The sequence below is a fragment of the Methyloversatilis sp. NSM2 genome (assembly GCF_038066675.1).
Lineage (GTDB): Bacteria > Pseudomonadota > Gammaproteobacteria > Burkholderiales > Rhodocyclaceae > Methyloversatilis > Methyloversatilis discipulorum_A.
The window spans coordinates 100,062-126,822 of the sequence record NZ_JBBUKV010000006.1 but is presented as its reverse complement, the minus strand read 5'-3'; the positions used below and the strand labels follow the sequence as shown (position 1 = coordinate 126,822).

Annotated in this window: 27 protein-coding genes and 2 pseudogenes; 16 read left to right on the top strand and 13 right to left on the bottom strand. The window is 65.0% G+C overall.

All coding sequences use genetic code 11. The annotated features are described in order from the left end of the window. Nucleotide 1 precedes the first annotated feature (1 nt). Nucleotides 2-433, bottom strand: coding sequence for a hypothetical protein (locus WJU27_RS14195; RefSeq protein ID WP_341422526.1), 432 nt, complete (start codon nt 431-433; stop codon nt 2-4). Nucleotides 434-981: 548 nt separating this feature from the next. Here WJU27_RS14195 and WJU27_RS14190 point away from each other — a divergent pair. After that, nucleotides 982-1,203, top strand: a pseudogene (locus WJU27_RS14190) (glutamine--fructose-6-phosphate transaminase (isomerizing)); the annotation flags it as partial. Between the two features lie 127 nt (nt 1,204-1,330). Here the strand turns inward: WJU27_RS14190 and WJU27_RS14185 are convergent. Both WJU27_RS14185 and WJU27_RS14180 read right to left on the bottom strand, forming a co-directional pair. Continuing rightward, nucleotides 1,331-2,500: a hypothetical protein gene (locus tag WJU27_RS14185; RefSeq protein ID WP_341422525.1), complete on the bottom strand. Its 1,170-nt coding sequence runs from the start codon at nt 2,498-2,500 to the stop codon at nt 1,331-1,333. Nucleotides 2,501-2,638: 138 nt separating this feature from the next. Then, a complete protein-coding gene (locus WJU27_RS14180; RefSeq protein ID WP_341422523.1) occupies nt 2,639-2,989 on the bottom strand; it encodes a hypothetical protein in 351 nt (116 codons plus the stop codon). A 205-nt stretch (nt 2,990-3,194) separates the two neighbouring features. Between WJU27_RS14180 and WJU27_RS14175 the strand changes: the two genes are divergently transcribed. From WJU27_RS14175 to WJU27_RS14165, 3 genes and pseudogenes are all read left to right on the top strand, one after another. Next, entirely contained in the window at nt 3,195-3,494 is a 300-nt protein-coding gene (locus WJU27_RS14175; RefSeq protein WP_341422522.1) for a type II toxin-antitoxin system Phd/YefM family antitoxin, read from the top strand. Beyond that, a complete protein-coding gene (locus WJU27_RS14170) occupies nt 3,487-3,873 on the top strand; it encodes a type II toxin-antitoxin system RelE/ParE family toxin (protein WP_445928437.1) in 387 nt (128 codons plus the stop codon). Before WJU27_RS14175 ends, WJU27_RS14170 begins: the two co-directional genes overlap by 8 nt. A gap of 48 nt (nt 3,874-3,921) precedes the next feature. Continuing rightward, nucleotides 3,922-4,242: pseudogene (locus WJU27_RS14165) on the top strand (glutamine--fructose-6-phosphate transaminase (isomerizing)); the annotation flags it as partial. Between the two features lie 146 nt (nt 4,243-4,388). Here the strand turns inward: WJU27_RS14165 and WJU27_RS14160 are convergent. After that, complete coding sequence (locus WJU27_RS14160) at nt 4,389-5,681, bottom strand: hypothetical protein (protein ID WP_341422521.1); 1,293 nt, start codon at nt 5,679-5,681, stop codon at nt 4,389-4,391. Nucleotides 5,682-6,186: 505 nt separating this feature from the next. Between WJU27_RS14160 and WJU27_RS14155 the strand changes: the two genes are divergently transcribed. The 3 genes from WJU27_RS14155 (at nt 6,187) to WJU27_RS14145 (ending at nt 8,801) form a co-directional block, all read left to right on the top strand. Further along, nucleotides 6,187-7,821, top strand: coding sequence for an ABC transporter ATP-binding protein (locus tag WJU27_RS14155; RefSeq protein WP_341422575.1), 1,635 nt, complete (start codon nt 6,187-6,189; stop codon nt 7,819-7,821). A gap of 213 nt (nt 7,822-8,034) precedes the next feature. After that, complete coding sequence (locus WJU27_RS14150; RefSeq protein ID WP_341422520.1) at nt 8,035-8,244, top strand: hypothetical protein; 210 nt, start codon at nt 8,035-8,037, stop codon at nt 8,242-8,244. Nucleotides 8,245-8,465: 221 nt separating this feature from the next. Next, nucleotides 8,466-8,801, top strand: coding sequence for an excalibur calcium-binding domain-containing protein (locus tag WJU27_RS14145; RefSeq protein WP_341422519.1), 336 nt, complete (start codon nt 8,466-8,468; stop codon nt 8,799-8,801). Here WJU27_RS14145 and WJU27_RS14140 read toward each other — a convergent pair. Together WJU27_RS14140 and WJU27_RS14135 are read right to left on the bottom strand one after the other, a co-directional pair. Then, nucleotides 8,786-9,526: an Hcp family type VI secretion system effector gene (locus tag WJU27_RS14140; RefSeq protein ID WP_341422518.1), complete on the bottom strand. Its 741-nt coding sequence runs from the start codon at nt 9,524-9,526 to the stop codon at nt 8,786-8,788. The genes WJU27_RS14145 and WJU27_RS14140 overlap by 16 nt on opposite strands. Nucleotides 9,527-9,651: 125 nt before the next feature. Further along, the gene (locus WJU27_RS14135; RefSeq protein ID WP_341422517.1) at nt 9,652-9,900 is read right to left on the bottom strand and encodes a hypothetical protein; all 249 of its coding nucleotides are present in this window, start codon (nt 9,898-9,900) and stop codon (nt 9,652-9,654) included. A gap of 72 nt (nt 9,901-9,972) precedes the next feature. Between WJU27_RS14135 and WJU27_RS21030 the strand changes: the two genes are divergently transcribed. Beyond that, nucleotides 9,973-10,056, top strand: coding sequence for an excalibur calcium-binding domain-containing protein (locus WJU27_RS21030; protein ID WP_445928439.1), 84 nt, complete (start codon nt 9,973-9,975; stop codon nt 10,054-10,056). A 16-nt stretch (nt 10,057-10,072) separates the two neighbouring features. Here WJU27_RS21030 and WJU27_RS14125 read toward each other — a convergent pair whose 3' ends face one another. Next, nucleotides 10,073-10,990 carry an SMP-30/gluconolactonase/LRE family protein gene (locus WJU27_RS14125; RefSeq protein ID WP_341422515.1) on the bottom strand — a complete coding sequence of 306 codons (918 nt, stop codon included), beginning with the start codon at nt 10,988-10,990 and terminating at the stop codon, nt 10,073-10,075. A gap of 240 nt (nt 10,991-11,230) precedes the next feature. On the opposite strand from WJU27_RS14125, the gene WJU27_RS14120 reads away from it, so the two are divergent. Together WJU27_RS14120 and WJU27_RS14115 are read left to right on the top strand one after the other, a co-directional pair. Then, nucleotides 11,231-12,343: a VIT1/CCC1 transporter family protein gene (locus WJU27_RS14120; RefSeq protein WP_341422514.1), complete on the top strand. Its 1,113-nt coding sequence runs from the start codon at nt 11,231-11,233 to the stop codon at nt 12,341-12,343. Between the two features lie 196 nt (nt 12,344-12,539). Then, nucleotides 12,540-14,483 carry an ABC-F family ATP-binding cassette domain-containing protein gene (locus WJU27_RS14115; protein ID WP_341422513.1) on the top strand — a complete coding sequence of 648 codons (1,944 nt, stop codon included), beginning with the start codon at nt 12,540-12,542 and terminating at the stop codon, nt 14,481-14,483. Nucleotides 14,484-14,558: 75 nt separating this feature from the next. Here the strand turns inward: WJU27_RS14115 and WJU27_RS14110 are convergent, their stop codons facing one another. The 5 genes from WJU27_RS14110 to WJU27_RS14090 all read right to left on the bottom strand — a co-directional run bounded on the left by WJU27_RS14110 (nt 14,559) and on the right by WJU27_RS14090 (nt 19,045). Next, complete coding sequence (locus WJU27_RS14110; protein ID WP_341422512.1) at nt 14,559-15,527, bottom strand: transposase; 969 nt, start codon at nt 15,525-15,527, stop codon at nt 14,559-14,561. A gap of 351 nt (nt 15,528-15,878) precedes the next feature. Continuing rightward, nucleotides 15,879-16,253 (bottom strand): YchJ family protein, encoded by a 375-nt coding sequence (locus WJU27_RS14105; RefSeq protein ID WP_341422511.1) that lies wholly within the window; start codon nt 16,251-16,253, stop codon nt 15,879-15,881. Next, nucleotides 16,253-16,693: an outer membrane lipoprotein gene (locus tag WJU27_RS14100; RefSeq protein ID WP_020163131.1), complete on the bottom strand. Its 441-nt coding sequence runs from the start codon at nt 16,691-16,693 to the stop codon at nt 16,253-16,255. The genes WJU27_RS14105 and WJU27_RS14100 overlap by 1 nt, the downstream gene beginning before the upstream one ends. 113 nt (nt 16,694-16,806) lie before the next feature. Continuing rightward, nucleotides 16,807-17,745, bottom strand: a complete 939-nt coding sequence (locus WJU27_RS14095) for a carbohydrate kinase family protein (protein WP_341422510.1) — start codon at nt 17,743-17,745, stop codon at nt 16,807-16,809. 64 nt (nt 17,746-17,809) lie between these two features. Then, nucleotides 17,810-19,045 (bottom strand): glycosyltransferase family 4 protein, encoded by a 1,236-nt coding sequence (locus WJU27_RS14090; protein WP_341422509.1) that lies wholly within the window; start codon nt 19,043-19,045, stop codon nt 17,810-17,812. Between the two features lie 140 nt (nt 19,046-19,185). Between WJU27_RS14090 and WJU27_RS14085 the strand changes: the two genes are divergently transcribed. After that, on the top strand, nt 19,186-19,677 hold the full coding sequence (locus WJU27_RS14085; protein ID WP_020163134.1) for a TlpA family protein disulfide reductase: 492 nt from the start codon (nt 19,186-19,188) through the stop codon (nt 19,675-19,677). 24 nt (nt 19,678-19,701) lie between these two features. Beyond that, entirely contained in the window at nt 19,702-20,799 is a 1,098-nt protein-coding gene (locus WJU27_RS14080; protein ID WP_341422508.1) for a transglutaminase-like domain-containing protein, read from the top strand. A gap of 58 nt (nt 20,800-20,857) precedes the next feature. Here WJU27_RS14080 and WJU27_RS14075 read toward each other — a convergent pair whose 3' ends face one another. Beyond that, a complete protein-coding gene (locus WJU27_RS14075) occupies nt 20,858-21,442 on the bottom strand; it encodes a helix-turn-helix domain-containing protein (RefSeq protein WP_019915631.1) in 585 nt (194 codons plus the stop codon). 213 nt (nt 21,443-21,655) lie between these two features. Between WJU27_RS14075 and WJU27_RS14070 the strand changes: the two genes are divergently transcribed. Genes WJU27_RS14070 through WJU27_RS14055 form a run of 4 tightly spaced genes read left to right on the top strand, consistent with a single transcriptional unit; the run spans nt 21,656 to nt 26,751 of the window. After that, the gene (locus tag WJU27_RS14070) at nt 21,656-22,897 is read left to right on the top strand and encodes an FAD-dependent oxidoreductase (RefSeq protein ID WP_024300675.1); all 1,242 of its coding nucleotides are present in this window, start codon (nt 21,656-21,658) and stop codon (nt 22,895-22,897) included. 28 nt (nt 22,898-22,925) lie between these two features. Then, nucleotides 22,926-23,183 carry a sarcosine oxidase subunit delta gene (locus WJU27_RS14065; protein WP_019915629.1) on the top strand — a complete coding sequence of 86 codons (258 nt, stop codon included), beginning with the start codon at nt 22,926-22,928 and terminating at the stop codon, nt 23,181-23,183. Continuing rightward, nucleotides 23,183-26,080: a 2Fe-2S iron-sulfur cluster-binding protein gene (locus WJU27_RS14060; RefSeq protein ID WP_341422507.1), complete on the top strand. Its 2,898-nt coding sequence runs from the start codon at nt 23,183-23,185 to the stop codon at nt 26,078-26,080. The genes WJU27_RS14065 and WJU27_RS14060 overlap by 1 nt, the downstream gene beginning before the upstream one ends. Further along, nucleotides 26,077-26,751, top strand: a complete 675-nt coding sequence (locus WJU27_RS14055) for a methylglutamate dehydrogenase (RefSeq protein WP_304012679.1) — start codon at nt 26,077-26,079, stop codon at nt 26,749-26,751. The genes WJU27_RS14060 and WJU27_RS14055 overlap by 4 nt, the downstream gene beginning before the upstream one ends. Nucleotides 26,752-26,761 lie beyond the last annotated feature (10 nt).

Here is a 26,761-nt window from a genome sequence, read left to right as displayed (position 1 = left end):
CTTACTTCTCCTGCTTCTTGAAAATGTTGTCGAGAACTTCGGTCACCATTTCCGGCGGTGACTTCCGCGTGAGGGATGTGTGCAGGGAGTTTCCGCTTGCGAGCGGATAGTCGTCCTTCGGATCGCTGATGATGATGGTCAGCTCCAGCATGTACATCGTGATGTCCCAGAACCACTTGTCTACGTAGGACACGGTGGCATCGGGTGTCTGGGATACGTCGGGATCGGTGGTCACGGTGTAACCGCGAGATCTCAACTCGGTAGCAATGAGTTGGTCTATTGCGCGGTCGTCGTCAGCTTTCTTTTTCACATGCAACGACTTGAGGCTGCCGAGATCTGCAGACGGATCGACCGTTGCGGTGGCCCGATTGACTGCACATCCCGAAAGCATCAGGGCGAGTACAGCGAGCAGGGCAAACAGGCTCCTCTTCAAGTTATCTCCTTGGGTGTTGTGGGTTCAGCAGGCGGAAGCGGTTTGCGCCGAATGGAAATCGGCGCTGATGGTGAAAACGAGTTGCAGGTCGCGGGTTTCGTCCTGCATCGCGGCGCCGTCCCCAACCACGTCGTGATCGTTGAGGGTGCTTGTCCTGTTTCGCACACTTCCGAAGGACGTCAGAAGCGAGACTTCATGAGCGGACGCACGGAAAGACGGAGAGATGACAGGGGCTGGGGCCAGTAGAGGGAATCCGGGCAGACGAAGTGACATGATTGTTATTGGAGTTGTTGTCTCGCAACCGTCCTCGGCCGCGACGATCCGGCCTTCTTATAGCACCATGGCATTGGTCATGCCCGCGGCATTGGTGAAATTTCGTCAAATCGGATCGGAAGCCCCGATGAGGTGTGGGGCCCTACCTTCGGCTCCGAGCCTCTGGGCATGGGAGTCGTCACCGGGAATGCCTGCAGTCAGGTTGCCGCACCAGCAGCGCTCAGATCCAGGCAGATGTCTGCGAACTACACGGCCGGCGAGATGAAGCACTGTCCGTTCGCGCCTACGGCGGCGAGCTCTACTTCATCGCGGACGCTGGCAGCGAAATGGTCGAAGGCAAGAACTTGCACATCCTGAACATGCCGCAGAGTTACGGCCTGCTGTCGCCGGTGCTGCACGTCGTGCCGCTACAACTGCTCGCCTGCCGCGCGGCGCTGGTGAAGGGCACGGATGTGGACAAGTCGCGGAATCTGGCGAAGAGCGTGACGGTGGAGTGAGGCGGTTCATCCGCGAAAAGAAGCCACGCTGCGAGCGTGGCCCTATCTATTCCGGAGTCGACCTGCGGCGGAAGCTCCAGCTGGTCAAACTGCGCAGCATCGATCGGCGTGATTTGCCGAGAAATCGCTAGCGGTCTCTTGAGAGAGGTCTTCTGCGAAGGGCGAGCACGCCGAGGCCGGCAAGCATCAGCCAAGCGCGGTCCAGCTCAGGCACAGGCGCCAGAACGAATGCGGCCGCAACCAGGGTTCTGCTGTTGAAGGCTTCGCCGACGATCCATCCGGATTCATTCACATCGTGAGCTTGGTGCAGACGCCAGCCTGCGTCACGCATTTCATCGGACAGGAGGGTATTCAAGTCGACTACCTCACCGTCCTGCCACATGCTGGCCACCCAGTGACCTGCCGAAGCTTCAATACCTCCAACGATCAGGCCGGACTCATTCACGGCATTTGCGACGGATCGCTCAGCGCCCGCAAAAGTGTCGAGTACTGATAGCCCGTTGTCGTCCCAGAAGACTGCTCTCGAGATGCCGAGTAGATCAGTCGAGAGACCGACAATGAGTCCGTTGTTATTGATGTCATTCGCACCGCTGTCGTTTCCACCCAGCGACTCCAGTTCGACTGGATACGGATTCCCGGCGCTCCAGCGGAAAGCCGAAGCATGAAAATACATTCCACTGCTGGCTGCGAAACCCACGACCTCGCCATGATCGTTGAGTGCTGTTGCGTAGGTGCCAAGCCCAAGTGTGTAGGACACCAGACTTGACCCCGAAGACATGTATCCCGCTAACTGAGGTTCCGGCCGAGGGGGCTGCCAATTGACGACTGTGCCGGTGATGTCACCATGTGCGTTGATATCACGGACGGACCGGAAATCCCAACCCGGTCCATGTGACGTGCTCACGTCGGACGGATAGACCTTAATCGTTCCATCGCGCCATGCATATGCGTTTGCGCCGTCCTGGCCAACCAGTACGACCGTGCCGACTGCAACGCCGTCGTTGTTCAGACCCTGGATGTCGCTATATTCCACACCGGGGGCGACAACCGTATGAAAAGCGCCGTTGCTCCACAGAAAGCCAAAATGTTCGGCATTGTCTTGCGTAAACGCGCCGCCGCCGACCATGCCGTGATCGTTGATCACACTGGCCATGGCATTCGTGCTTCCGAACGGATTCAGAAGTGTGAGCGTGTGCGTTGAAGCCTGTGTGGAAGCAGGGACGCTGAGAAGAAGCGCCAGCAAAGGAAGTCCGAGGAAGTGGGGCTGCATGATCTCTTTCGAATAATTGTCCCGCATGAACTCTCAGCTGCGATGATTGCCTCCGTTATAGCAGGACAATATTTCTTATCCATATGGAATTCTGTGAAGATTCGTCAAATTGAACTGAGAAGCCGGGCGAGGTTCCGCAGTTGTTGTTTTCCAGCAGTCCTGGCGTTAGCGAACTGCGATATGCCGATCGTTGCCATCGCGCCGAACGATGTGCTGATCGGAAAGCTCAACAGCAAGGTCGAGGAAGTCCGTACCCGCTGCGGGGAGCTCCAGGTCATCACCTAGGTCGTTACCGCAGCGGCCGATGGCAGGAAGGAGCAGTGTCAGGTCGTGATGGCGGCAGGCGGGCATGAGCGACCCGAGTGCCGAAACGAAGCCGACGCCGCGGATGATCTGTAATCGACGATCCGGACATCTGTAAGAGGGTGAGAAAAGAAGCTTGAAAACAACTGCCTGAAATCTAGCCCGGGAAAAACATCTTGAAAGCCCCGGGGCTTCTTCTGCGATGTCTCTCATGCGCATCTCGAATATCCGCACCGTACGCGGTGTGGGGCCGGTCATCGCACAACCACCGCCTTACTCTCGCTGGGTCATGAATCGGCGCCGGGACTTGCATTCCTACCTCGCGCGCTCACCGCCGGATCGTCGACCTATCTGGCGTCACCGCACTTGACCCGATAAACTGTACAGAATTCTGACACCTTTCCATCGGGAGCCTGCCATGGGCATTTCAGCGCGCGACGTGGTGCCCTTCACCCAGGCACGCGCCAATCTTTCGGAACTGGCCGAGCAGGCCAAGGCCGGCGCCGAGAAGATCATCACCAAGAACGGCGAAAGCTATGTCGCGCTGATCGACGCCGACCGGCTGGACTACTACCACCGGCTGGAACGCGAGCGCATCCATCTGCTTCTGCTTGAAGACGCCCGTCGCGGTCTGGACGACATTGCAGCGGGACGAACCCGGCCGGCCGATGCCGCAATCGCCGGTCTCGAGAAGCGTCGCGCGAAGACACGTGGCTGAAGACCTTCACCGGGTTGAGCTGACTGACAGCTTCCTGGCGCGCCTCGAAGCCATCGAAGCCTTTCTGATCGAAGCCGATGCAGGCGCGGCCTTCGACGATCTGCTCGATCAGTTGCGCAGCACGGTCATCCCCAATCTGGCCCGCTTTCCTCGCATCGGTCGGCGCTATCTCGACCACCCGCCCCAATCCGCCGAGGCAATCAGCTTGCTCGCCGCCATGCCGACAGGGGCCGCCGATTCCCTTCGCGAGTATCTGCACGGCGACTACCTCATGCTCTACACCGTGGCCGATGAGCTGGCGACGGTCTATCTGCTGACGATCCGCCACCATCGGCAGTTGTCGTTCGATATTGCGGGGCTTTGGCCGGCGGGAAGTTGAGCGCAGCGCGGATTTCGTCCGGTTGCCGCCTGATCACGGCGGGCCGCGCTTGAGTACGGTTCGCAAGCGCTGATCGCCCGCGACATGCCGGGCAACGCCACCGCGCCGAACGACGCGCTGATCGAAAAGCTCAAGAGCAATCAGGAAGTCCGCGCCCGCGCCGGCGAGCGCTACGTCATCGCCGACGCCGGCACCGGAACGGTCGAAGGCGAGGGCGTGCACATCCTGAACATGCCGGAGAACTATGGCCTGCTGTCACCGGTGCTGCACGTCGTGCCGCTGCAGCTGCTGGCGTATCACGCGGCGCTGGTGACGGGTACGGATGTGGACAAGCCGCGGAACTTGGCGAAGAGCGTGACGGTGAAGTGACGCTTAGTTTGAGTGCCACATAGGCGTACTCGGCGTACCACTCGATTTCTCGGTCAAGAAAGACGTCTTGCCTCACGACTAATACGTATTTCGTGACCTTCTCGAGACAGCCGACAGGTACTCACGAAACACAAGCGTGTGTCGCCTTAAGTCCGATTCCTAAAGTGGCGGCTGCGCTCAAGGAGTCTGTCACGCGCGGCCCCGAGATCATAGCGATCCATTAACGCTTCTATTGAATCACGCTGTCCGAGCATGTCCAGGGCATATAGGATGCGCTCTAATGCTCTGATGCTTCCCAGCTTCTTGTCTAACGCTATCTGATACTCGTCTGCGTGATTCTTGTAGCGGTTAGTTCTTCTCTGGTGAATTTTTAGTAGTCGTTCAAAAGCCTCGGAGAATGGCGCCTCTTCTTCAAAATGGAATAGTGCTTCAATTGCTGAAAAATCAACGAAATTGATTTTTTTGGCGAGATCTCTGGCGATCACCTGGCGCTGAGTGCAGCGTTTGTTTACCTCAATAAAATCAAGTCCGTCTACGATGGTTGGCGGTGGTGGTGTGATGACATTTTTCCGATCGTGGACTTGAAACCATCCGTCAAAAAAACATAGCAATTTTTCTATTTTTAGTCCTTCAATTGGAACTTGGATCCCAATGTGTGATGCCATTTCGTGATTGGTTTGGATAAGGTGGAGTGCCTTGCTAAATTCGGTGCTGCTGAGATTGTATTGAGATATCAAGTGCTTCTTGATGTCGCGGAAAGATTCGTTTGTCCAGGTCTCCCGAGCGGGAAGTTCGGTTGCTAGATGGCACAATTGATGCCGAGAAAGTGATCTCGTAAACGTTCCTTGACCGTACTCCTCAATAAGGCGTTCGGTTAGACTGTCAATTGATATCAACAATTCCTTTGTTATCTCGAACTGCTCCCTTAGCACATAGAAATTAACTATGCTTACTTCGCTTAGGTGTTTCTTGTTGTTGATGTCGAAAGGGTATCTGAATACTTGCCCTGTTGCGTCAATTTGTGATAGGTCTTGAATGTACCTTTCGAGCTTGTTTATTGGCTCCATGAGGCGGTTGTCAGTTTCTTGCGCGCTTTCCCTCACGAACCTCCATATTAATGCAAGATCGTGAGATGCCGCGGCGTTGAATTTCTGAAGCCGTGTTCTGCGAATTTCTGAAATCGTGGCTAAGGAAGCGGCAAATGATTTCAAGAAAAGTTCTACGGAATGACGCATTGAGAAACATATCGGGTAGACCAACGTGTCTACTTTTAGGGTTGTTCCTTCGCATTCAATCGCGCTGTCGAGCAATGCTGTGGCCGCAGATGCAAACCCAAGCGCGTACTCGAATATCTTTGGATCTCCATTTTCTCCTACGCAAGCATTTGCCCAAGTGGGCCCTGCACCATGGAAGATTTGGTTCTTGAAGGAGCTATTCATAGTCTCTTGGTCACCTTGATGCTTGGAGCCTGCGTCCGTTTTTGTAGACGTGGCTGCTCGAGAATATGCCTCTGCGGACGCTTTCAATGAGTACCACGCGGCAGATCTGATGAAAGTTGGTGATCGAGCGCTCCGAGGTTGTCCGGTAGCGCCGCAGGCCAACTGCATCACTAGTACGTGGGTGGTGTCTCTGCTTTCTTGCGGCAGGTTGAAGCGCTGGCCTCTTTGGATGCGGTGACGGCTTACGCTCCGCCACGCCATCTATTGCGCGTGGTTTCGAGAGCCTGCTGCTTGCGCCATGAGGAGCCGACTGAGGATCCGGCAAGGTCGGCTCGTGATCTTGGGCGCCCCATTTCCTGCTGGGAGGAGGCGTGCGTGGGCCACAATCAGAGATGCAATTGACCATGATTTCATCATCCCTATGCCATCTGCCATCACCCTCCCCACCGCCGCCCGCGACCTCTACCGCGCCCTCTGGCTCCACGCCCGCGGCGCACGCGCGCAGATGCTCGGGGCCGCGGCACTGCTGTCCGGCGCGCAGCTGCTGCGCCTCACCATGCCCTGGCTGGCGGCGCAGGCGATCAATGCCTTGCAGCAGGGCGATATGGCGACGGCGGGGCGGTGGATTCTTTATCTGGTCGGCATCTATCTGCTGTCCTGGCTGCTTCACGGGCCGGGGCGGGTGCTGGAGCGGAATGTCGGCGTGCGGGTGCGCGTGCGGCTGGCGGATGCGCTGTATGCGCGCCTCGCGGCCGCACCCTTGGCCTGGCGGGACGGGCGGCATTCGGGTGAGCTGCAGCACCGCGTGATGCAGGCGAGCCGGGCGCTGTCGGACTTCGCGCAGAACCAGTTCGATTACCTGCAGAGCGCGTTCAACTTCGTCGGTCCCCTGGTCGCGCTGGCGCTGCTGTCGCGCACCAGTGGCGCGATCGCGGTGAGTGGCTATGTGGTGATCGCGCTCATCATTCTGCGCTTCGACCGCACGCTGATGCAGCTCGCGCGCGCCGAGAACGATGCCGACCGCCGCTATGCCGCGGCGCTGCTCGATTTCGTCGGAAACGCGGGCACGGTGATCGGGCTGCGGCTGCAGGCGGCGTCGCGTGTGCTGCTGGGCCGGCGCATGGAGGCGGTGATGGCGCCGCTGCGGCGCGCGGTGATGGTGAACGAGGGCAAGTGGTTCGCCGTGGATCTGCTCGGCATGGGGCTCACCTGGGTGCTGGTGGTGGTGTATGTCATGCAGGTGCGCGAGCCGGGGCAGGCGGTGGCGCTGGGCACGGTGTTCATGATCTACCAGTACGCGCAGCAGGCGGCCGGCGTGGTGGCGTCGCTGGCGTCGAACTTCCAGGGCTTCGCGCGCATGCACACCGACTACTGCAGCGCCGAGCCGATCTGGGCCGCGCCCGGCGAGCCGGATGCGGCGGTGCCCGCGGTGCAGGCGGACGCCTCATGGCAGACGCTGGCACTGCGCGGCGCCACCTGGCGCTACGGCGACGACGCGCGCGGCGGTCTGCATGGCGTGGATCTGGAACTGCGACGCGGCACGCGCGTGGCGCTGATCGGCCCGAGTGGCGGCGGCAAGAGCACGCTGCTGCGCACGCTGGCCGGCCTCTATCTGCCGCAGCAGGGCGAACTGCTGCGCGACGGCGTACCGGTGCCGTGGGGCGAACTGCGCACGCTGGCCACGCTGATTCCGCAGGAAGCCGAAGTGTTCGAAGCCAGCGTCGAAGAGAACCTCACTTTCGGCCAGCCGGCCGATGCGGCGGCGCTGCAGTCGGCGATGCACGCCGGCGTGTTCGACGAAGTGCTTGAGCGCCTGCCGGACGGTCTGCGCAGCACGCTCAGCGAACGCGGCGGCAACCTCTCTGGCGGTCAGCGGCAGCGCCTGGCGCTGGCCCGCGGTGCGCTGGCGGCGCAGGGCAGTTCGCTGCTGCTGCTCGACGAACCGACCAGCGCGCTCGACCCGCAGGCCGAAGGCCGGGTGTTCGACCGCATGGTGGCGGCGTTTCCGCAGGCCTGCATCGTGGCGTCGGTACACCGGCCCAGCCTGCTCGCGCGCTTCGACACAGTGGTCGTGGTCGAGGCCGGTCGCGTGGTCGACGCCGGCCCGCGCGACGAGGTGCTGGCGCGGCGGACGCACTGAGAGGTCTCAGGTGGATTTGATCTGGATCAAATTTTGCTCGGATCGCTCCGAAGGCATGAATTCATGTCGCCCTTGTCGTGACTGTCGCAAGCCGGTGAGCGCTTGCTTGCCGCGCCTGCGATGAAGACAAGGCGCCGGTGCGGCCCGTCGGCTGCCCGCGCCGGTTCTTCGCACGCCCTCAGCCCGCGCCGCCAACGCCACAGGAGACCCACCATGACGCTTCGCACCTACAGCATCACCCCCGACGCCGCGAGCGGCGCCCCCGCCGGCAGCTATGTCAGCGCCGACGACGCCACAAAGCTGGAAGAAACCCTGAGCGCGCTCATCTGGGGCGTGCTCTACGGCAAGCCCATCGACGGCTCGCGCCTCGCCGTGCAGGCTGAACAGGTGCTCGCCGGTCTGCGCGCGAAGGAAGCGGCCTGATGGCACGCGCCCGACCGTCGCGCGCCTCCGCGACGAAGAGCGCGTCCTGTCGGAGAGGAATGCCTCGACCGTCGTGACGCAGGCGGCCGGCAGCGCTGCCGGGTCCGGGGCGCTGTCGGTGCGTGCGTCATGGCGTGGCCTCTCGGACGCCTCATCCGCGGCCGATTCGCCTCGCCCTGTGCCGCGGTTAGACTGCGGGTCATCCATTTCCCGCCGTCGCGATGCGCTTCAGTCCTTGCCCCCTGCGGATGTTGCCCGGCGCGCTGATGCTGCTGGCGTGCGCCGGCGCGGCGGCCCACGCGGGCGGCCTGAACGCCGAGGGCTGCCACAACAACCGCAGGACCGGGGACTACCACTGCCACCGCGGCGCGCCGGCGCGCACCTCATCGTCAGCGACGGAAGGGGCGGCCGCGGTGCCGGCAGGCACCGCCTTCCGCAACTGTGCCGAAGCGCGTGCCGCGGGCGCGGCGCCGGTGCGGGCGGGCGAGCCGGGTTACGGCCCGCACCTCGACCGCGACGGTGACGGCATCGGCTGCGAGCCTTACCGCGGACGCTGAGCTGCCGCCAACGCGCCGGCGGCATGTTGCCGCGCACGCCGCCGCGCCGCGAAACCTGTCAGTCCCAGGCCGGCGAGCAGTAGCGCCCAGCTTTCCGGCTCCGGCACCATGAGCACGGTCGGTCCGGACAGTCCCATGGCGTACACCGCAGCCAGCGCGTCGGCCGAACCGGTCCGCGTCGACAGGTCATAGCTGCTGACGAATTCTTCGCCGACGGCGCCGGACGATTTCAGGGTGATGTACTTCAGCGTGACGGTGCGGTATTCGAAGGCCGCTGACAGGGCCGGCGCGCTGCCGCTGCTGCCGGTCAGGTCGAACGTGGTGACGAAGGCGTCGGTGAACACCATCTCGAAGAAGGTGGCGCGCTGGCCTTCGATGTCCGTCGTCGCGTGCAGCGTCACGGTGTCCAGCACGTCACCGCTGCTGGCCCGCGCGAACAGCTTGGCCACGCTGGCGTCGAGCGCCTGCGTCCATTCGAAGTCGCGGAACACCGGGCGACGGATCGTGATGTCGCTGGTGGGGCCGCCGCTGACCGTTTCGATGCCGAAGCCCCAGGTGAACGTGTCGATCTCGTTCCAGTTCGGGTGCTTGTCGTCGGTGCTGGAGCCCTTGATGTCGTCCAGCTTCAGGAAGTAGTCGAAACCCGCCTGCGCCTGACCCGCGCACAGCGCAAGCGCGACGGAGGCGGCCATCAGTACGGGGCGGAACGGTGTCGGAACGCGCATGGAAATCTCCCTGTCGAGTGGGTGACGGCCATCGGGGCGGACGCCGGGCGGCCGGCTTCGCGCAGCACGCAAAGTGCATCCATTAAAGCAGCCCGCATGCGCAGCGGATAGCGCTCCGTGCGATTTCAGACGAAGCGCGTGAGCACCACGCCCGATACCGCGATATGTGCCAGCGACACCCGCACCGACACGCCGTGCAGCCATTTGAAGCGGGCCGTCCGTCCGTCGTCGGTGGCGGCGTTTCCGGATGCCTGCATCGTTGCGTCGGTGCACTGGCCCAGCCTGCTCGCACGCTTCGACACGGTGGTGGTGGAAGCTGGCCGCGTGGTCGACGCCGGCCTGCGCGACGCGGTGCTGTCACGGCGGCCGCGCATCCGGGCGCTTGAATGCCGAGGGATGCCACAACAACCGCAAGACTGGGGACGACCACTGCCATCGCGGCGCCGGTGCGCGCAGGCGAGCCCGATCACGGCCCGCACCTCGACCGCGATGGTGACGGCATCGGCTGCGAGCCTTACCGCGGACGCTGAGCCGCCCGCGGTGCGTTCACTTCAGCGGCACGAACACCAGCGTGCCGGCCATCATGTCCGGCATCAGCAGGTAGTGTCCGTCCGCCGACAGCCCGATGTCCGCAGAGGACTTGTGGCCTTCGGTGATCAGTTGCGGCGCCGACCGGGGCTTGCTCAGACGCCACACCTTGCCGCCCTTCCAGTCGCTCACGTAGAGCGCGCCGTCGCGATCGCGCAGCAGCCCGTCGGCGGCACCGAATCCGCTGTAGAGCAGCTTGAGCGTCGGTTTGCCGTCGGCCTTCTTCATCACCAGACGAAACAGCTCGCCGGTGCCGAAGTCGGCGACCAGCAGCGAGCGCGGGCCGTCGAGCAGCAGGCCGTTCGGGCGCATGATGCCTGCATTGGCGCCGAGTACCGTGCGGATGCCGCCGTCGGGCGCGATCGCGTAGATGCCCGCGCCCTGGCCCTTGTCGTCGCCGCTGTCGGACACGTAGACGACGCCGTCGCCGTCGATCTCGATGTCGTTCAGGAAGACCGGCTTGTTCGGGAAGTCGCCGGGCTTTGCCAGTTCGGTCACCGTGCCGTCGAGGCCGATGCGCAGCACGCGGTCGACGTCGGCGACGTAGAGCCAGTCGCCGAAGAGGTCCATGCCCTTGGGGTCGTTCAGCCCGCCGACCAGCGTTTCAGTGCGGCCGTCCGGATGCACGACGGTCACCTTGCCGTCACCCGCCTTGTTGAACGCGCCGATCTCGGTCACGAAGATGCGGCCGTCCGCGTGGGCGACCGCCGATTCAGGGTTGGTCAGGCCGACGACTTCCTTGAGCGTGGTGCCAGCAGGGCGCGCGGTCGGCTCTGCGCTGTTCGGTTCAGCGGCCGGGGCGGTGGCCGAGGTCAGGACCGCGAGCGCGGCGACCAGCCATCGCAGGCGAAAGGTGCTGCGGACGGTGTTCTTCATGGTGATCTCCGGTTCGAGTGAGTAAAGGGACGGAAGGGGGAATGAATGCCTTGAAGGGGAAAGGTGATCGAGGAATGGGTGCGCAGCGGCGAAGTTGTCGCCCCTGGGCGCGTCGTCTGCATGAGCTCGACTGCGGGCAGTCGCGACAGTTCGGTGGTCTTGAAGTGAGCGGCGCCGCGGATTCAGGCACTATCGCCCGTATCAGCGTCCCCGGGTGACGCTTTCCGACATGAGCACGCCATGGCTTCGAACCAAGACCGCTACCAGGCGAATCTCCGCGACGAACTCGACGGCGCCGCGCTGTACGCCGCGCTGGCCGATGCCGAATCCGATCCGGTGCGGCGCGACCTGTTCCGCCAGCTGGCGGAAGCCGAGGCGGCGCATGCGCAGCTGTGGCGCAGCAAGCTGGAGGCCGCAGGCGTGAAGCCGGAGGCGTTCCGGCCGAGCTTCCGCACGCGCGTGCTGGCGGCGCTGGCAAAGCGCTTCGGGCCGTCCTTCGTGCTGCCGTCGGTGGCGACCGCCGAAGTCGCCGACCGTGACAAGTACGCCGGTCAGGCCGACGCGGCGTCGCTGTCTGCGGAAGAGCGTTCGCATGCGGCGGTGCTGGAGGCGGCGTCCGGGCAACCGCGCGGCATGAGCGGGGCGGCCATCGCCAAGGGCGAACGCTGGCACCGCGGTGGCTCGGGCAACGAACTTCGGGCGTCGGTGCTGGGCGCGAACGACGGGCTGGTGTCCAACCTCTGCCTGGTGATGGGCGTGGCCGGCGCCGGTGCGCCGGCGCAGACCATCCTGCTGACCGGGCTGGCCGGGCTGATCGCCGGTGCGGTGTCGATGGCGCTGGGCGAGTGGCTGTCGGTCACCAATTCGCGCGAGTTCGCGCAGACGCAGATGGCGGCCGAGGCGGCCGAGCTGGAAGATACGCCAGAGGCCGAGCGCAAGGAACTGGCGCTCATCTTCCAGGCCAAGGGGCTGGCGCGGGAGGATGCCCAGCGCGTGGCGACCGAACTGATGCGCGACAAGAAGGCCGCGCTGGACACGCTGATGCGCGAGGAACTGGGCATCGATCCGGCCGAGCTGGGCGGCAACCCGTGGAGCGCCGCCGGCTTCTCCTTCGTGCTGTTCGCCGTCGGCGCGCTGTTCCCGGTGCTGCCCTTCTTCTTCACCGGGGGCGCTGTCGGCATGGCCTGGAGCGGTGGCCTGTCGGCGGCTGCGCTGGCCGCGATCGGGCTGGCGACCTCGCTGTTCAGCGGACGCGGGCCAGTGTTTTCGGTGGTGCGTCAGGTGCTGATCGGCGCCGCGGCGGCAGGGGTGACCTACGGCACCGGCGCGCTGATCGGGGTGTCGCTGGCCTGAGCGGGCCGACCTGCCGTCGATTGACGGCCACCCCCGGCGCGCCCGATACTCCGCCCCCGGCGGCGCGCCATATATATGCGCCGCCCCGCCGCTGTTCCGGCAGCTGGCGATCCGCGCCGGGCCGCCCGCGCACCCGCTCATCCCCACGTCCTGCCGCCGTTTGCCCCGCGGGAGAACCCGCTGGAGTTTCACCCGCATGATCACGCTCAGAAACGTCGTCCTTCGCCGCAGCGCCAAGGTGCTGCTCGATGGCGCCACCGCCACCATCAATCCGGGCGAGAAGGTCGGCCTGGTCGGCCGCAACGGCGCCGGCAAGTCGACACTGTTCGCGCTGCTCAACGGCACGCTGCACGAGGACGGCGGCGAGTTCGTCATGCCGGCCCAGTGGCGCATGGCGCAGGTGGCGCAGGACATGCCGGAAACCGATCAGCCGGCGACCGATTTCGTAATCGAGGGCGACACCGCGCTACTCGCCGCGCAGAAGGAAGTGCAGGCTGCCGAAGCCACCGACGACGGCGAGCGCATGGCCTACGCCTACATGGCGCTGCACGACGCCGGCGCACACGACGCGCAGTCGCGGGCACAGGCGCTCATCCTCGGTCTGGGCTTCACTGCCGACCAGATGTGCAATCCGGTGAACAGCTTTTCCGGCGGCTGGCGCATGCGCCTGCAGCTGGCGCGCGCGCTGATGTGTCCGTCCGACCTGCTGCTGCTCGACGAACCGACCAACCACCTGGATCTGGACGCGCTGGTGTGGCTGGAATCGTGGCTCAAGCGCTACGAAGGCACGCTGGTGGTGATCAGCCATGACCGCGAATTCCTCGACGCCATCACCAACGTGACGCTGCATATCGACGCCGGCAAGCTCACGCGCTACGGCGGCAACTACAGCACCTTCGAGGACATGCGCGCGCAGCAGATGGAACTGCAGCAGAACGCCTACGCGAAGCAGCAGGACAAGATCGCCCACCTGCAGAAGTTCATCGCCCGCTTCAAGGCCAAGGCCAGCAAGGCCAAGCAGGCGCAGAGCCGGGTCAAGGCGCTCGACCGCATGGAGAAGCTGGCGCCCATGCTGGCCACGGCCGACTTCAACTTCGAGTTCAAGGAGCCGGCCAACCTGCCCAACCCGATGCTGGTGATGGAAGAGGCGAGCTTCGGCTATCCGCCGCCGGCCGACGCGCCCGCGGGCACGCCGCCGACGGTGATCGTGCGCAATGTGAACAAGTCGGTCATGGCCGGCCAGCGCATTGGCATCCTCGGCGCCAACGGCCAGGGCAAGTCGACCGCGGTGAAAACCATCGCCCGCGCGCTGGCACCGATCGCCGGCCGCGTGACCGAGGGCAAGGGTCTCAGCATCGGCTACTTCGCGCAGCAGGAACTGGACGTGCTGCGCCCGCAGGACAATCCGCTCGAACACATGACCCGCATGGCGCGCGAAGGCCTGCCGGCCGGGCAGAGCGGCCGCGAACAGGACCTGCGCAATTTCCTCGGCACCTTCAACTTCAGCGGCGACATGGTGAAGCAGGCGGTCGGCACCATGAGCGGCGGCGAGAAGGCGCGGCTGGTGCTGTGCATGCTCGTGTGGCAGCGCCCCAACCTGCTGCTGATGGACGAACCGACCAACCACCTCGACCTCGCCACGCGCGAGGCGCTGGCGGTGGCGCTGAACGAATTCGAAGGCACGGTGATGCTGGTGAGCCACGACCGCTCGCTGCTGCGTTCGGTGTGCGACGAGTTCTGGCTGGTGTCGCGCGGCGGCATCGAACCGTTCGACGGCGACCTCGACGACTACCAGCGCTACCTGCTGGACGAAGCCAAGCGCGCGCGCGAAGTGCTGAAGGACTCGATGAAGGCTGCTCCGGCCGAAGCCGCGCCGGTCGTGCAGGCACCGCCTGTCGCTGCGTCGGTGAAGAAGGCGCCGGTGAACCTCAAGGCGCTGAAGAACGAACTGGGCAAGCTCGAACAGCGCATCCTCGAACTGCAGACGAAGAAGCACGCACTGACCGCCAAGCTCGCCAGCCCGCTGCCGCCGAAGGAAATCGGCGAAGTCGGCGTCGAACTGCAGAAGGTGGACGAAGAACTCGAAGCGCAGGAAATGCACTGGCTCGAGGTGTCGGAACAGATCGAAGCGGCGGGTTGATCCAGCCGGCCGCGGCGGTGCCCTGAATCGCCGGCCGGCGTCATGGCAAGGGTTTTGTAGATACTGTTATCCGAGTCAAACCCCGTGAGCGGTTGGGTCGAAAGGTTTGCCGGATCGGAGAACGCCAAAGGCGACGTGGATGAGCTTGCGCATCATTGCGCCGATGATGAGTTTCGGCGGCTTGCCAGCAGCGGACAGACGCTGTCGGAAGAGTTTCCCCCAGGCGGTGCGATAGAGCGCGACCATGGCCGGCATGTAGAGTGACTTGCGCAGGAAAGAGTGGCCGACCTTGGACATGCGTGGTTTGGCGCAGACGCTGCTGCCGGATTGGTGCTGCCGAGGGTCAAGGCCAGCGAATGCAGTGGCCTGACGAGCGTTGTCGAAGCGGGATACCCGTGCGTAGAAGGCCAGCAGAATGGCGATGGTGCGTTCGCCCAGGCCCGGGATGCTGTCGAGCAGACGACGCTTGCCGTCCAGATCGTCATCCTGGTCGAGCAGATCCCGGATCGCGCGGGCGAGCCGCTCAATCTCGGCGTCCAGCCATTCGATGTGCTGAGTGATCCCCTGCCGTAGCGCGCTTTGCGCAACGAGCAGACGATTCGATTCCTGGGTGCGCATGCTTTGCACGCTGTCCAGACGCAGCACGAGCGCGCGCAAAGTGCGTTCGGCCTCGGACGGCGGCTGCCAGGGCTCGGGTGAGCGTTCATGGCAGAACAGAGCGATGAGTGCGGCATCGACCTTGTCGGTCTTGGTGCGCACCATGCGCGAGGCGGCAAAGGCCTTGATCTGCGCCGGGTTGATGACACTGACGGTGACGTGGGGCAGAGCGGCGAGGAACTCAGCCACCGGCTCCCAATAGACGCCTGTGGCTTCCATGCATACGTGCAGTGTCAAAGCGTGTTGCCGGGACAGAAAAGCCTGCAGTTGGTCGAAGCCGGCTGCGTCGTTGGTGATGACCTTGTGGCGAATCTTGCCCTCGGGTGAGCGCAGCGCACAGTCGAGCTTGGCCTTGGCTACGTCGATACCCAGATGAAACAACTCCATGCAAAACCTCGTGAGATCAACCTTGTGAATGCGGGCTGCCGGCCAAGCCGGGCCAAAGATACTGTTCGATCGGAACGTGAGGGTGAGCAGGCGCTGCAAAATCTACAGAACGTGCGATAAGCCCAAGGAGGGGTGCGGCATCCACCTGCTCGTCCCGAGGTGCCCCTCGGGAGGTAAAGACAATACAAGGAGGGGTCTTCCGACCGCGACAGTGCGCAAACCTGTGTTGCCGACGATGACAGGCGCAGTTGCGGTCGGAAGGCCGCTCCCCAAGGTGCGCAGGATCGTCGGGTTTTCAGCAGGACAGCAGCGCTGACCCCTGAATATGGAATCTCCGCCCGTCCGTCGCGCTCAGCGCGCGAAATCTCCATCGACGTAGTACCAGCGCCCGTTCTCCCGCACGAAACGGCTGTTTTCGTGCAGGCGGTGCGCCCGTCCGCCCAGCTTGCTGCGGGCGACGAATTCGACCGTGCCGCGATCGGCGTCCTGCAGCGTGCTGCGCTTCACCTCCAGCCCGAGCCATTTCAGGCCAGGCTCGGGCGGCGGCAACGCAGCGGGGCGCGTCGTCGGGTGCCAAGTGGCCAGCAGGTACTCGCGCAGATCGAGTACGAAGGCGCTGTAGCGCGAGCGCATCAGCGCCTCCGGTGTCGGTGCCGGTTCACCGGCATGGAAGCGCGCGCAGCAGGCGTCCGCCGCGCGGCCGCTGCCGCACACGCAGACCGGCATCAGTAACGGCTGACCCGCGTATTGCCGCTGGAGCCGACGAGTTTCACGCGGTCGCCCGGGTTGAACTTCTCGTCGCCTTCCTGCACCACGGCGATCACGTTGCCGCTGTCCAGACGTATCGTGATTTCCTGACCGGATCGGCGGGTCGCGCCTTCCTCGATCAATGCACCGGCGACGCCGCCGACCACTGCACCGGCGATGGCGCCTGCGGTCGAACCGCGCCCACCGGCCAGACCGCCGATGGCGGCACCGCTGGCGGTGCCGACGTGTGACTTGGTGCCTTCGATGGTGACCGCGCGCACGGCTTCTACCGTCCCCATGCGTACCGACATTTCGCGCCGCGCCTGATCGCGCGAATAGGTGTCACCGGACAGGCTGGACTGGCAGCCGGCCAGCACCAGGCCGGCCATCATCAGCGCGGTAAGCGCCAAGCGATTCATTTCATCTCTCCGTCGGATTTCTGCCGGCACGTTGCCGGCAAACCATCCCATTTAAAGCGCCGGCAATGAACCGGCGATGCTGCAATCGTGAGCAGTTGTTTCCGTGCTCTCGTTCAGAAATCGAGCGCACTGCCAAAGGTGGCGCGGAAGCGACGCTCGATCTCGGTTCGCGTCGGCGCATGGTTCTGACCGCCGCGGCTGGCGATCTTGATCGCTCCCATAACCGACGCCAGACGGGCCGACGACACGACGTCGGCGCCGCGCGACAGGCCGTACAGCAGGCCGCCACGGTAGGCGTCGCCGCAGCCGGTCGGGTCGAGCAATTCGTCGGCCGGCACGCAGGCCACTTCGGTCACCGTACCGCCGTGATAGACGCGCGAACCTTCGCCGCCGCGGGTGACGATCAGCGCGTCGACGCGCTCGGCGATCTGCGCTTCACTGAGGCCGGTGCGGTCGCACAGCATGCGCGTCTCGTAATCATTGACCGTGCACCAGGTCGCCAGTTCGAGGAAATGCAGCAGGTCGTCGCCGTTGAACATCGGCATGCCCTGACCCGGATCGAACACGAAGGGGATGCCGGCGTCGGCGAACTGCTGCGCGTGCGTCAGCATGCCGTCGCGGCCGTCGGGCGCGACGATGCCCAGTTTCACGCCCTGCGCGTCGCCGACCCGGTTCTCGTGCGAAAAGCTCATCGCGCCCGGATGGAAGGCGGTGATCTGGTTGTCGTCGAGGTCGGTGGTGATGAAGCACTGCGCGGTGAAGGCGTCATCGACGCGGCGCACGTGGGTGACCGGGATGCCGAGTGCGGCGAAGCGCTCGAAATAGGGGCCGGCGTCCTGACCGACGGTGGCCATCATCAGCGGTTCGCCGCCGAGCAGCTTCAGGTTGTAGGCGATGTTGCCGGCGCAGCCGCCGAACTCGCGCCGCATGTCCGGCACCAGGAAGGACACGTTCAGGATGTGGATCTGGTCCGGCAGGATGTGGTGCTTGAAGCGGTCCGGAAAGACCATGATGTTGTCGTAGGCGATGGAGCCGCAGATGAGGACGGACATGGAGGGCGTGCCGGTAGCGGGAAAACCGCGAGTATACGGCGCCCGGAGCGGCACCGGCAGGCCTTCAGAAGGCGTCGTCGCGTGCCCGGCGCAGGGTTTCGGCACTGCTGACGGCGTTGCGCAGCCGGCGGGCGAAGGTGTCCGCGACGCTGTTCCAGTCCAGCTGCTCGACGCTGCGTCGTGCGCCGGTCGCCATCGCCTCGCGCAGCGCGTTGTTGCGGCCGGCGCGCAGAGTCTGTTCGATGAAGGCCGCTTCGTCGCCCGGCGGCGCCAGCAGGCCGTTGCGGCCGGGTTCTATCAGTTCGGCTGCGGCCGCCTGGGCATAGCTCACCACCGGCAGGCCGCTGGCCAGCGCTTCGGCCAGCACGTTGCCAAAGGTTTCGGTCAGGCTGCCGAACAGGAACAGGTCGGCGCTGGCGTAGTGAGTGGCCAGATCCTCGCCGCTGCGCATGCCGGCGAACAGGTGGTGCGGATACTGCTGCGCCAGCGTTTCGCGCGCCGGGCCGTCGCCGACCCACAGCATGCGTGCGTCCGGCCGCTCGCGGCGCAGCGCTTCGAACGCGCGGGCGACCAGGTCGAGGTTCTTCTCCGGCGCCAGGCGGCTGACGAAGGCGACCACCAGATCGTCGGCGCCGGCTCCCCAGGCAGCGCGCAGCGCCTTGCTGCGACGCGACGGCGAGAACAGCGCGGTGTCGACGCCGCGCGACACGACTTCGATATTGCGGTAGCCGCAGTCGGTCAGCTGCGCCTGCAGCGCCTGCGTCGGCACGAAGGTGGCGTGGCCGAGGTTGTGGAAGCGGCGCAGGTAGGCGGCGATCGGCCGCTTCAGCCAGCGGATGCCGTAGTGCGCGCTGTAGGCGTCGAAATTGGTGCGGAAATCGCTGGTGACCGGCAGCTTGAGCTTGCGCGCCGCCGCCATCGCCGACCAGCCGAGCGGGCCTTCGGTGACCAGGTGCACCAGGTCGGGACGCTCCAGGGTCCACAGGCGGGCGAGCTTCTGCTTGGCCGGCAGGCCGACGCGCAGGCTGCCGTACTTCGGGATCGGCACGCCGCGCGCCAGCACCTCGCGCAACGGGCCGTCGCGCAGCGGCGCATCGGTCGCGTGCTGCTTCGGCCGGATCAGCTGCACCCGGTGACCGCGCGCGAGCAGGCCGTCCACCATGCGCTTCAGACTCATCGCCACGCCATTGACCTCGGGCGGCCAGGTCTCGGTCACGACGGCAATGCGCAATGCCTCGTCCGCCGCCTGCAGGCGTTCGACGGTGAAGGCGATGTCGGTGCGGGGATCGTCGCGACGCATGTGGACAGTGTCATTGCGGCCCAATGCAGGCCGGTGACGGGGTGGTGACAGCGGCGTGACAGTGGCCCTGCTCCCCGAGCGGATGAAATGCGGAGCCGCTGCCACTACACTGCGCGCTTCGACACACCCTTCGTGCGCACATGTTTCGGTCCGTTCTGCGTGCCGGTCGTCTGGCGGCCTGCCTGCTGGCGCTGTGCTCGGCGCCGCTCTGTGCGGCCGCCTTGACGCCGGTCGAGCCGACGGCGCTGCCCCAGGGCGGCGACGCGAACCTTGCCACGCGGCTCGCGTCTTACGCCGGTCGTCCGGTGCTGGTGAATTTCTGGGCGTCGTGGTGCGAACCCTGTCGCGAAGAAATGCCGGCGCTGCAGGCGCTCGCCGACAGCGGTGTTGTGGTGCTGACCATTGCCGTCGCCGACCGCGACGCCGATGCGCGCCGCTTCCTCGATCAGGCCGGTGTCGCACTGCCGCTGCTGTTCGACCGCGAGCAGCGCATCAGCAAGGCGTGGGGCGTGCGTCTGCTGCCCTACACCGTGGTGCTCGACCGCCGGCATCGCGTGGTGGCGCGGGCGCAAGGCGTGGTCGACTGGGACGCATCGGCTGTGCGCGAACAGCTGCAGCGCCTGATGCGCTGATTGAATTTCGTCTGGAGAATGTCCATGGATCGTCGTCGTTTCATTCACGCCAGTGCGCTGGCCGGCCTGTCGGCCTCACTGCCCGCCGCACTGCGCGCCGCCCCGGCCGGCTTCGATCCGTCGCCAGCGAGTGGCTGGCGCACCTACGAGGTGGTGACCCGGGTGACGCCGGTGGTAAGCGATCAGGCGGTAACGGTGTGGATTCCGCTGCCGTCGCTGAACAACGACGACTGGATCCGCACGCTGGGCAACGAATGGAGCGGCAACGCCGCGCGCGCCGGTGTGGCCGAGGACACGGTCTATGGCGCACGCATGCTGGTCGCACAGTGGAGCGCCGGGCAGGCCGCGCCGGAGATCGAGGTGGTCAGCCGCTTCGCCACCCGCGACCGCGCGATCGATTTCGCTGCGCCGGGCGCGGTACCGCCGCTCGACGCGACCGAGCGGCGCCTGTTCACGCAGCCGACCGAACTGCTGCCGACCGACGGCATCGTGCTCGACACCGCGCAGAAGGCGACACGTGGCGCAAAGACCGACACCGACCGTGCCCGTGCGCTGTACGAGTGGATCTGCGACAACACCGAGCGCAATCCGAAGACGCGCGGCTGTGGCCTGGGTGATATCCGCAGCATGCTGGAAAGCGGCAACCTGTCGGGTAAGTGCGCCGACCTGAATGCATTGTTCGTCGGCCTTGCCCGCTCGGTGGGGCTGCCGGCGCGCGATGTCTATGGCATCCGCGTGGCCGATTCGAAGTTCGGCTACAAGAGCCTGGGCAAGAGCGGCGACATCACGAAGGCGCAGCACTGCCGCGCCGAGGTGTGGCTGGCCGGTTACGGATGGGTACCGGTCGATCCGGCCGACGTGCGCAAGGTGGTGCTGGAAGAGCGTCCGGGGCTGACGCTGAAGGACGATGTCGTCGTTGCTGCGCGCATGAAACTGTTCGGCGCGTGGGAAATGAACTGGCTGGCCTACAACGTCGCTCACGACATCGCACTGCCGGGGTCGAACGGCGCCGCCGTGCCCTTCCTGATGTATCCGCAGGGCGAAACCGCTGCCGGCCGCCTGGACAGCCTCGACCCGGCCGGTTTCAGCTACACCATCACTTCACGAGAAGTCGCCGTCTGAGGTCAGGGCTTCAAGGCGTCGGGGGCCGCACCAGCCCCCGATCCCAGCCCCTGCCCACTCACTCATGCCCGGCTTCCGGGTAGATCGTGATCGACAGGAAGCGGATGGGCACCTTGGTCAGCTTTTCCGGGCCGTGCGGCACGTTGCCGTCGAAGGTGAGCGCGTCGCCCGGCTGCAGGTCGTACACCGTCTTGCCGTGCCGGTACTCGATGCGGCCTTCCAGCATGTAGATGAATTCCGTTCCCGGGTGTTCGAACACCGGGAAGGTTTCGCTTTCCTGCTCGATCGTGATCAGGAAAGGCTCGAACAGCTTGGTCGGGCCCTGGTGATAGGACAGCAGGTGGTAGGTGTGACCGCTGCGCGTACCGCGGCGGGCCACTTCCATGCTCTCGCCGGCCTTGATCAGCTGCGCGCCGCCGCCCTCCGTCTCATAGTTCTTGAACAGCGCCGACAGCGACACGCCGAGCGCGCGCGCGATGCGTGACAGCGCGTCGAGGCTGGTCGCGGTCTGACCGTTCTCGATGCGAGAAAGCATGCCGCGGCTGATGTCGGCGCGCTCCGAAATATCGGCAATCGTCAGGCCGTGCGCGCGGCGCAGCTCCCGGATGGTGTTTCCGAGGTAGCGCTCCAGCTCGCCTTCCATGACGCTGTCTTGTGTACTCATTGCTTTTCCGCCTCCAGACTGGGCCTCTACCTGTCCCTTGTGACCGTTATCTTACACGCGGTGTTTCATAAGAAGAATTTAAGTTGACTTGGGTACAAAAAGGTTCATGATTCGAAAAAAAGTTGCTTCACCCGAAACACGCTGCATTGCAGCAGAAGCGACACCCTTTCAGTCTGGACTACAGGAAAGCACATGCCCTGGCGCCTATTGCGATTCGGTCTGTCGAAGTCTCATCCGGAACCCCGGATGTTCACTGCTCACGACAAGCTCAAGCCCTCGTACGACGTAGTGATCATCGGAGGGGGCGGCCACGGCCTCTCCAGCGCCTATTACCTCGCCCGTGATCACGGCATCACCAATGTGGCGGTGCTCGAAAAGGGTTATATCGGTGGCGGCAACACCGGCCGCAATACCACCATCATCCGCTCGAACTACCTGACGCCCGAAGGCGTCAAGTTCTACGACAAGTCGGTCCAGCTCTGGCAGGACCTGTCGACCGAGTTCGATCTCAACCTCTTCTATTCGACGCGCGGCCACTTCACGCTGGCCCACACCGACTCCGCGATGCGCACGATGCGCTGGCGTGCAGAGGTGAACAAGCACTACGGCATCGCGTCCGAAGTGGTCGGCCCGGAAGAGGTGAAGCGCCAGACCCCGCAGATCGACCTGTCCTGTGGCGGTCATGCGCCGATCCAGGGCGCGCTGTACCACGCGCCGGGGGCCGTGGCCCGCCACGACGCGGTGGCCTGGGGTTACGGCCGCGGCGCCGACATGCGCGGTGCGGAAATCCACCAGCAGACCGCAGTCACCGGCATCGAGGTCAAGGGCGGCAAGGTGGTCGGAGTACACACCACCAAGGGTTTCATCTCGACCAACAAGGTCATCTGTGCGGTCGCCGGCTTCACGCCGCGCATCACCGACATGGTGGGCTTCAAGACGCCGATCTTCGTGCATCCGCTGCAGGCCATGGTGAGCGAGCCGATGAAGCCCTGGCTCGACACCATCCTGGTGTCCGGCAGCCTGCACATCTATGTCAGCCAGAGCGCCCGCGGCGAACTGGTGATGGGCGCCTCGCTCGATCCGTACGAAGTGCAATCGACGCGTTCGACGCTGGACTTCCCGGAAGGCCTCGCCGCTCACCTGCTCGACATGTTCCCCTTCCTGTCCCATTCCAAGGTGGTGCGCCAGTGGGCCGGCATGGCCGACATGACGCCGGACTTCGCGCCCATCATGGGTCTGACTCCGGTCGAAGGCTTCTATCTCGATTCCGGCTGGGGTACTTGGGGCTTCAAGGCGACGCCGGTCTGTGGCAAGACCATGGCCTGGACCGCCGTCAATGACAAGCCGCACGAGCTGATCACCGGCTTCTCGCTCGACCGCTTCCGCAACTACTCGCTGACCGGCGAGAAGGGTGCGGCGAGCGTGGGTCACTGAGCGCCGAACAGAGAGCGGAGACGACGACATGAAACTGATGACCTGTCCGATGAACGGCACGCGTCCGATTTCGGAGTTCGCCTACTGGGGCGAAATCCGCCCGGCACCCGACGCCGACACCTGCACCGACGAGCAGTGGGCCGACTACGTGTTCAACCGCAACGGCGCACCTGGCGTGAAGAAGGAATGGTGGTGCCACACGCCGTCGAACACCTGGTTCATCGCCGAGCGCGATACCGAAAAGGACAAGGTGCTGCGCACCTATCTGCATGGAGAAGACAAGTGATGCGCCTGCCCGCAATGCCCGACGAGTGGCTCGATCGCAGCCGCACTGTCCGGTTCCGTTTTGAAGGTCGCGCCTTTGAAGCCGTCGCTGGCGACAGCATCGCCAGCGCGCTGTGGGCGGCCGGTCAGCGCACCCAGGGCCGCAGCTTCAAGTACCACCGCGTGCGCGGCATCCTGTCCGCGGCCAACCACGACGTGAACGTGATGGTGCAGGACGGCCAGAAGCTGAACACCCGCGGCGACGTGGTCGCCGTGCGCGAGGGCATGGACCTGACCGCGGTGAACACCTTCGGCGGTCTGGCCAATGACCGCGCGCGTCACCTCGGCATGTTCGCCCGCTTCCTGCCGGTCGGCTTCTACTACAAGGCCTTCCACAACAAGCGCCTGTTCCCGATGTGGGAGCGCGTGTTCCGCCGCATCACCGGTCTTGGCGTGGTCGACTTCTCGACGCCGCACATCCGCACCGCCAAGCGCTACGACTTCTGCGACGTGCTGGTGATCGGCGCCGGTCCGTCCGGTCTGTCGGCCGCGCTGTCGGCCGCCGATGCCGGCGCCCGCGTCGTGATCTGTGACGAGAACGCTCGCGCCGGTGGCAGTGGCCTCTATCAGCTCGGCGGCGATGCCGTCCGCCGTCAGCACACCCGCTCACTGCTCGACAAGGTGAAGGCGCACGCCAACATCCGTCTGCTCGAGGGCACCTACGCCGGTGCCTACTACGCCGACCAGTGGGTGCCGCTGATCGACGCCGACAAGATGACGAAGATGCGCGCCAAGGCCGTCATCGTCGCAAGTGGTGCCTTCGAACAGCCGGCGGTGTTCCGCAACAACGACCTGCCGGGCGTCATGAACGGCTCGGCGATGCAGCGCCTGATCTACCGCTACGCGGTGAAGCCGGCGGGCAATGCCGTCGTGCTGGCGGCCAACGCCGACGGCTACCGCGTCGCGCTCGACCTGATCGCTGCGGGCGCCAGCGTTGCCGCCGTGCTCGACATGCGTGCCAGCGTGCCGCCGTCGGCACAGGCTGACGCACTGCGCGCCAAGGGTGTCGAAATCCTCGCTGGCCACGCCGTCTATGAGGCGCACGCCGACGGCAAGGGCGAACTGGCCGGCATTACCGCCTGCCGCATCGACGGCTCGGGCCGCGTGGTGTCGGGTTCGCAGCGTCGCATCGCCTGTGATGGTCTGGCCATGAGCACCGGCTGGGCGCCGGCTGCCAACCTGCTGTACCAGGCCGGCACCAAGATGCGCTTCGACGAACTGCTGCAGCAGTTCGTGCCGGACCAGCTGCCGGAAGGCGTGTTCGCCTGTGGTCGCGTCAATGGCGTGTTCAAGCTGGAATCGCGCATCGCCGACGGACAGCGCGCCGGCCTGGCCGCCGCCGCGCACGCCGGTCACGGCAGCGCTGCCCAGGTCGATGTGCCGCCCGAAACCGAATCGCCGTCGCACGCATGGCCCATCGTCGCCCATCCGGACGGCAAGAACTTCGTCGATTTCGACGAGGATCTGCAGGTGAAGGATTTCGAGAACGCGGTGCAGGAAGGCTACGACAACATCGAGCTGCTGAAGCGCTTCTCGACTGTCGGCATGGGCCCGAGCCAGGGCAAGCATTCGAACATGACGGCGCTGCGCATCCTGGCGCGCCTGACCGGCAAGTCGCCGCAGCAGGTCGGCACCACGACCGCGCGCCCGTTCTTCCACCCGGTGCCGCTGTCGCATCTGGCCGGTCGCGGCTTCAGCCCGCAGCGTCACTCGCCGCTGCACGGCCGTCACGCCGCGCTCGGTGCGGTGTTCATGCAGGCCGGCGCGTGGGAGCGTCCGGAGTATTACGCGGTCGAGGGCAAGTCGCGCATCGACTGTATCCGTGAAGAAGCGCGCCGCGTGCGCACCGCCGTCGCGCTGATCGACGTCGGCACGCTGGGCAAGCTGGAAATCCGTGGTCCGCAGGCGGCCGAGTTCCTGAACCGCTGCTACACCGGCCGCTACGACAACATGAAGGTGGGCGCCACGCGCTACGCCGTCATGTGCGACGAGTCCGGCGTGCTGAGCGACGAAGGCGTGGTGGCGCGCATCGCCGAAGACGTCTTCTACTTCACGACCACCAGCTCGGGTGCGGCCACCGTCTATCGCGAACTGTCGCGCCTGAACATCGAGTGGAAGCTGGACTGCGGCCTGATCAACCTGACCGGCTCGTACTCGGCGATGAACCTCGCCGGCCCGGCCTCGCGCAAGGTGCTGGCGCAGCTGACCGACATGGACCTGTCGTCTGCCGCCTTCCCGTATCTGGCGGTGCGCAGCGGAACCGTCGCCGGCATCCCGGTACGCATGATGCGCGTCGGTTTCGTCGGCGAATGGGGCTATGAAATCCACGTGCCGGCCGAATACGGCCCGACGCTGTGGGACGCGCTGATGAAGGCGGGTGAAGGCGCCGGCATCGGTCCCTTCGGTGTCGAGGCCCAGCGTCTGCTGCGCCTGGAAAAGGGCCATCTGATCGTGAGCCAGGACACCGACGGCCTGACCAACCCGTTCGAGGTCGGCATGGACTGGGCGGTCAAGCTCGACAAGCCTTTCTTCACCGGCAAGCGCTCGCTGCAGATCGTCAAGAAGATGCCGCTCAAGCGCAAGCTGGTCGGCTTCCGCCTGGCCGAGAACTACAGCGGCGAAGTGCCCAAGGAATGCCACCTGATCATCGAGAACGGTGACATCGCCGGCCGCGTGACCAGCATTTCGTGGAGCCCGCACGTCGGTCGCTACATCGGTCTGGCCTTCGTGCTGCCCAGCATGACCGAGCCGGGTACGCCGTTCTCGATCCGCATCACCGACGGCAGCATGGTCGCGGCCGAGGTCTGCAGCACGCCCTTCTTCGACCCGAAAGACGAACGCCAGAAGGAAATCGAATGAACGCCCCCTTCGCCCCTACTCGCATCAGTCCGCTGTTCGACGAACAGGCGCCGCACGCGGCGAAGTGGACCCAGGTCGAGACGATGCAGAGCGTCGCCGCCTACGGTTCGGCCGACGCAGCACGTGTGCCGCTTGCCGGTATCGGCGACCTGTCGTTCCGCCGCCGTGCCGGCGTCAAGGGACCGGGCGCCGCCGTCTGGCTCAACGCGCTCGGCATCGCCACGCCGGAACGGCCGAACAGCTATCTGCGCCTCGATGACGGCACGCTGGTGCTGCGCATGGGCAATACCGAGTTCCTGGTCGAGGACGTCGCCGGCGGCAGTCGCGCCGCCACGATGCTCGCCACCGCGCCGAGCGCTGGCGTCTATCCGGTGCCGCGCTACGACGCCGCGCTGGTGATTACCGGCCGCAACGCGATCGAACTGACCCGCCAGACCTGCGCCTTCGATTTCGCCAGCCTGTCGCCGAGCGCGCAGCCGCTGGTGATGACGTCGATGGTCGGCGTCGGCGTCACCGCGATCGCGCTCGACGGCGCCGACGGCACGTATTTCCGCCTGTGGTGCGACGGCACCTACGGCGGCTATCTGTGGGCCACGCTGGTCGAGGTGGCTGCGGATCTCGGAGGTGGAGCGGTCGGCCTCGATGCACTCGGGCGGATTGCACAGCAATAACAAGCAAAGA